This window comes from Hydrogenophaga sp., from assembly GCF_028698005.1.
GTDB lineage: Bacteria > Pseudomonadota > Gammaproteobacteria > Burkholderiales > Burkholderiaceae_C > Hydrogenophaga.
On sequence record NZ_JAQVEJ010000148.1, the window covers coordinates 1,741 to 7,252 of the forward strand.

At 67.8% G+C, this 5,512-nt stretch carries 5 protein-coding genes; all 5 read left to right on the plus strand.

Annotated elements, in window-relative coordinates:
- On the plus strand, positions 1-1,122 hold a 1,122-nt coding region (locus tag PHQ87_RS12895; protein ID WP_366524483.1), incomplete at its 5' end, for an aromatic ring-hydroxylating dioxygenase subunit alpha.
- A 178-nt stretch (positions 1,123-1,300) separates the two neighbouring features.
- Complete coding sequence (locus PHQ87_RS12900) at positions 1,301-2,311, plus strand: adenosine deaminase (RefSeq protein WP_300234981.1); 1,011 nt, start codon at positions 1,301-1,303, stop codon at positions 2,309-2,311.
- A gap of 10 nt (positions 2,312-2,321) precedes the next feature.
- Positions 2,322-3,611 carry a guanine deaminase gene (guaD, locus tag PHQ87_RS12905; RefSeq protein ID WP_300234984.1) on the plus strand — a complete coding sequence of 430 codons (1,290 nt, stop codon included), beginning with the start codon at positions 2,322-2,324 and terminating at the stop codon, positions 3,609-3,611.
- A 63-nt stretch (positions 3,612-3,674) separates the two neighbouring features.
- Positions 3,675-4,244, plus strand: a complete 570-nt coding sequence (gene dcd / locus PHQ87_RS12910; protein WP_300234987.1) for a dCTP deaminase — start codon at positions 3,675-3,677, stop codon at positions 4,242-4,244.
- A gap of 119 nt (positions 4,245-4,363) precedes the next feature.
- Positions 4,364-5,467 (plus strand): fatty acid desaturase, encoded by a 1,104-nt coding sequence (locus PHQ87_RS12915; RefSeq protein WP_300234991.1) that lies wholly within the window; start codon positions 4,364-4,366, stop codon positions 5,465-5,467.
- Positions 5,468-5,512: the final 45 nt, after the last annotated feature.

A 5,512-nucleotide genomic window follows, 5' to 3' on the forward strand; every position in this document is an offset into this window, starting at 1 on the left:
GGATTCAAGCCGCTGCGCCGCAGCGGCTTTTTGTTTGAGAAGATGACCACGATGATGGAAAGACAGCTTTGGCATCCGGTGATCGCGTCCGCTCTGGTGCGCGACGAGCCGGTCGGCGTGGAGCTGCTGGGGCAGTCCCTGGTGCTCTGGCGCGAGCATGAGCACGGGTCGGATACGGGCTCGGCCACGGTGCACGCCTGGGCCGACCAGTGCCCGCACCGGGGTGCCCGGCTGTCGCTGGGCCGGGTGCTCAACCACCTGCATGGCGCGCGGCTGGAGTGTCCCTACCATGGCTGGCAGTTCGCCGGCGACGCGGCGGCCACGCAGGGGCTCGTCGAACCGGTGGTGGTGGGGCGCTGCCTGCATGTGCCCGCCGCGCCGGTTTTCGAGCCACCGGCCTCGCACGGCGTCCGGGTGTTCGAGGCGCAGGAGCGGCACGGGCTGGTCTGGGTGCGCCTGGAGCGGCCCGACCGCACGCAGGTGCCCGCCGCGCTGGCCGAGGTGCCCGGTTTTGCGCCCTGGGCCGACCCCGAGTGGCGCCAGGTGCTGTGTGGTCCCTACGAGGTCGCCACCAGCGCGCCGCGCCTGGTCGAGAATTTTCTGGATCTGAGCCACTTCGGTTTCGTGCACGAAGGCTGGCTCGGTGCCCGCACCCATGCGCAGGTCGAGACCGGCAAGGTGGAGGAGGGTGAAGGCGGTCTGGTGGCGCGCGAGTGCAAGGCCTGGCAGCCGCGAGCCTATGCCGATGCGGCCGATGGCGCCTGGATTGCCTATCGCTACGAGGTGCCGCACCCGTATGCGGCCATCCTGCGCAAGGATGCGGCCGAGGGCGATCCGGTGAGCAACGCCATTGCCCTGTTCATCAAGCCCGAAGGCGATGAGCGTTGCCTGGCCTGGTTCGCCATGGCCACCCTGGGTGACCTGTCGGACGACGAGGTGCTGCGCGCCTTCCAGGACACGGTGTTCGCGCAGGACCAGCCCATCGTCGAATCGCAGCAGCCCCGGCGCCTGCCGATCGGTCGCGATCCGTCGGTGCGTGAGGTTCACGGGCCGGCCGACCGCATGTCCGCGGCCTACCGCCGCTACCTGTCGCGGCTGGGCATCACGCTGGGAGTATGTTGAGCACCCCCCTGCGCCGCTTCGCGGCTTCCCCCCTCTGTGGCGTGCCTTCGGCGCTTCGAGGGGGGACGGCACCAGCGGCCTGGCAAAGCCAGTTCCGCGGTGTCCCACGACGGGAAAGCCTCCCGCGGACCGGCGATGCCGGCTCGGTGGTGTCCCTGGACATGGAAAGGCACGAGTCATGAACGCTGTCGAACTTGCCCGGTTCATTCCCAAGGCCGAGCTGCACATCCACATCGAAGGCTCGCTGGAGCCCGAACTGATCTTCGAGCTGGCCCGGCGCAACGGCGTGGCGCTCGCCTATCCCAGCATCGAGGCGCTGCGCGCCGCCTACGCCTTCACCGACCTGCAGAGCTTCCTCGACATCTACTACGCCGGTGCCAGCGTGCTGCTGCACCCGCAGGACTTCCACGACATGGCCTGGGCCTATTTCCGGCGCGCCCATGCGGACAACGTGGTGCACGCGGAGATCTTCTTCGACCCGCAGACCCACACCGCGCGCGGCGTGCCCATCGCCAGCGTGATCGAGGGCCTCGCGGGTGCCTGCCGGCGCGCGCGCGAGGAACTGGGCATCAGCTCGGCCCTCATCCTGTGTTTCCTGCGCCACCTCGGCGAGGACGACGCCTTCGCCACGCTGGACGCGGCGCTGCCCTGGCGCGAGCACTTCATCGGTGTGGGCCTGGACTCGAGCGAGGTCGGTCATCCGCCGGAAGAGTTCGAGCGCGTGTTCGCCCGCTGCCGCGAACTGGGCCTGCGCGTGGTGGCGCACGCGGGGGAGGAGGGGCCGCCCGAGTACATGTGGCAGGCCATCGACCTGCTCAAGGTGGACCGCATCGACCACGGCGTGGCCAGCGTGCAGGATCCCCTGCTGATGGCCGAGCTGGCCCACACCCGCCTGCCGCTGACCGTGTGTCCGCTGTCCAACCTCAAGCTGTGCGTGGTGCGCGATCTGCGCGAGCACCCGCTCAAGCGCATGCTCGACGCCGGCCTGTGCGTCACCATCAACTCCGACGACCCGGCGTATTTCGGTGGCTACATGAATGCCAATTTCGTGCAGACCACCGAAGCGTTGCAGCTCACGCGTGAGGATGTGATCGCTCTGGCGAAGAACAGCTTCGAGGCCAGCTTCATCGATGCCGCGCAACGCCAGGCCTTCGTGGCCGAGGTCAACCGTGTCGCGGCCGCCGCCTGAGGAGGATGACGTGAAGGCTTATCGTGGGGCCCTGCTGCGCTTCGATGACCAGCACCAGCCCGTGTACGACAGTGACGGCCTGCTCGTCATCGGCCCCGATGCGCAGGGGGGGCGCCAGCTCGTGCACGCGGCAGGTGCCTACGATGCGCTGGCCGGCCGCTTTCCGGACGTGGCGGTGGAGGATGTGCGCGGCCAGCTCATCGCGCCCGGTTTTGTCGATCTGCACGTGCACTACCCGCAGACCGACGTGATCGGCGCGCCCGCGCCGGGCCTGCTGCCCTGGCTGGAAAACTACACCTACCCGCACGAATCGCGCTTTGCCGACAAGGCCTACGCCCGCAGCGTGGCCGACTTCTTCTTCGACGAGCTGATGCGCCATGGCGTCACCACGGCGCTGACCTTCGCCACCTCGCACCCGGCGTCGGTGGACGCGGCCTTCGAGGCGGCGCAGGCGCGCGGCCTGCGCTTCATCACCGGCAAGGTGCTGCAGGACCGCCACAGTCCCGACGGCGTGCGCGACGACACGCAGCAGAGCCTCGCCGATACCGAGGCGCTGATCCGGCGCTGGCACGGGGTGGGCCGCCTCGGGTACGCGATCACGCCCCGCTTTGCGCCCACCAGCACCGAGGCCCAGTTGCGCGGCGCCGGCGAGATCGCGGCGCGCCATCCCGATGTCTGGATCCAGTCCCACGTGGCCGAGAACCGTGACGAAATCCGCTGGGCCATGGAGCTGTTCCCCGGCGCGCGCAGCTACCTCGGCGTGTACGACGATGTCGGCCTGTTGCGCGAGCGCGCGATCTACGCGCACTGCATCCACCTCGACGGGGAAGACCGCCAACTGATGGCGCGCAGCGGCGCCGCCGCGGCCGTGAGCCCGACCAGCAACCTGTTCCTGGGCAGCGGTTTCTTCGATTACGTGCAGGCCGACGACCATGGCATGCGCTACGGTCTGGCCAGCGACGTGGGCGGTGGCACCAGCTTCTCGCCCTTCCACACCATGCTTGCCGCCTATTACGTGGGCCGGGAAGGACAGACCAAGACGGGCCTGAGCCTCACGCCGTCCCGGCTGTGGTGGCAGCACACCGCCGGTGCCGCGCGCGCGCTGGGGCTGGAGGGCGTGATCGGCAACCTGCAGCCTGGCTGCGAGGCCGACTTCGTCGTGCTCGACCCGCAGGCCACACCCCTGCTGGCGCGCAAGACGGCGCAGGCCGACAGCCTCGATGAACTGCTGTTCGCGCTCATCGTGCTCGGCGACGACCGCGTCGTGCGGCGCTGCGTGGTGGACGGCCGGACGGCCTGACCCCGCGCCTACATACAATCGGGGCCAGCCCGGGCAGCGGCCCGGTGCGCACCGGAGCAACGCATGAGCATCAAGAGCGACAAATGGATCCGCCGCATGGCGGAGCAGCACGGCATGATCGATCCCTTCGAGCCGGGTCAGATCCGCCAGAACGCTGCCGGCCAGAAAATTGTCAGCTACGGCACCAGCAGCTATGGCTACGACATCCGCTGCGCGCCCGAATTCAAGATCTTCACCAACGTGCACAGCACGGTGGTGGACCCGAAGAACTTCGACGAGAAGAGCTTCGTCGATTTCCACGGCGAGGTCTGCATCATCCCGCCCAACAGCTTTGCGCTGGCGCGCACGGTCGAGTACTTCCGCATTCCGCGCAACGTGCTGACCATCTGCCTGGGCAAGAGCACCTATGCGCGCTGCGGCATCATCGTCAACGTCACCCCGTTCGAGCCGGAGTGGGAAGGTTACGTGACGTTGGAGTTTTCCAACACCACGCCGCTGCCGGCCAAGATCTACGCGGGCGAGGGCTGCGCGCAGGTGCTGTTCTTCGAAAGCGACGAGGTCTGCGAAACCAGCTACAAGGACCGCGGCGGCAAATACCAGGGCCAGGTGGGCGTGACGCTGCCCAAGACCTGAAGCCCGTCGTCCTGGAGGGTTGTCGGGGCGTTGTAAGCAAATGCAGGTACGATGTTGCATGACCCGCGCTGTGCGCCGGGTGGCCCGGGCGTTGTCCCAGACCATGTGAATACAGATCCATGTCCCAGAATCCTCCAGAGATCCATCCTCCCCAACCCATTCCCGAAGGTGCGCCGCTGCCGCACCGCAAAATCATCCGAAGCTGGCTGACGCCGATTGCCGAGCGCGAAACCGCCCGGGCCATCGCGCTGCTGGTGCTCGACTGGGTCATCTTCCTCGCCCTCATCGCGGGCACCGTGGTGTTCCCGGCCTGGTGGGCCAAGCTCGCCTGCGGTCTCGTGGCCGGTTTCGTGATCGGTCGCCTGTTCATCATCGGCCACGACGCCTGCCACCAGAGCTACACCCCGCACCGCAAGCTCAACCGCGTGCTGGGCCGCATCGCCATGGGCCCCTCGCTCACGCCCTACAGCCTGTGGGAAGTGGGTCACAACGTGGTGCACCACGGCTACACCAACCTCAAGGGCGTCGATTTCGTCTGGGCACCGCTGACCAAGGACGAGTTCGAGGCGCTCACGCCCGGCAAACGCCTGATGGAGCGCATCTACCGCAGCGGCTGGGGGCCGGCGGTGTACTACTTCATCGAAATGTGGTGGAAGCGCATGTACTTCCCGAGCAAGACCTACATGGGCACGCGCCGCGCCGAGTTCAAATGGGACGGGGTGCTGGTGACCAGCATCGCCGCCGTCTGGATCGCTGCCCTGGTCGGGCTGGCGCATGCCACCGGCCAGTCGGCCTGGGCACTGGTGGGCTACGGCTTCCTCGTGCCGTTCGTGTTCTGGAATGCCATGATCGGTTTCGTGGTCTATGTCCACCACACCCACACCGCCGTGCAGTGGCACGACGACAAGGTGGCCTGGGCCAAGGCGGCGCCCTTCGTGTCCACCACGGTGCACATGACCTTCCCGCTCAAGTTCGGTGCCCTGATGCACCACATCATGGAGCACACCGCACACCACGTGGACATGAGCGTGCCGCTGTACAAGCTCAAGAACGCGCAGAAACTGCTGGAAGACACGCTGCCCGGCCGCATCATCATCCAGCACTTCTCGTGGCGCTGGTACTTCGAGACCGCACGCAAGTGCAAGCTGTACGACTTCACGCGCCGCTGCTGGACCGACTTCCAGGGCCGCCCGACGAGCGACTGCAAGCCGGCGATGGTTTGAGCCCCCACGCTCCGCCGCTGCGCGGGTCGCTGCCCCCCGAGGGGG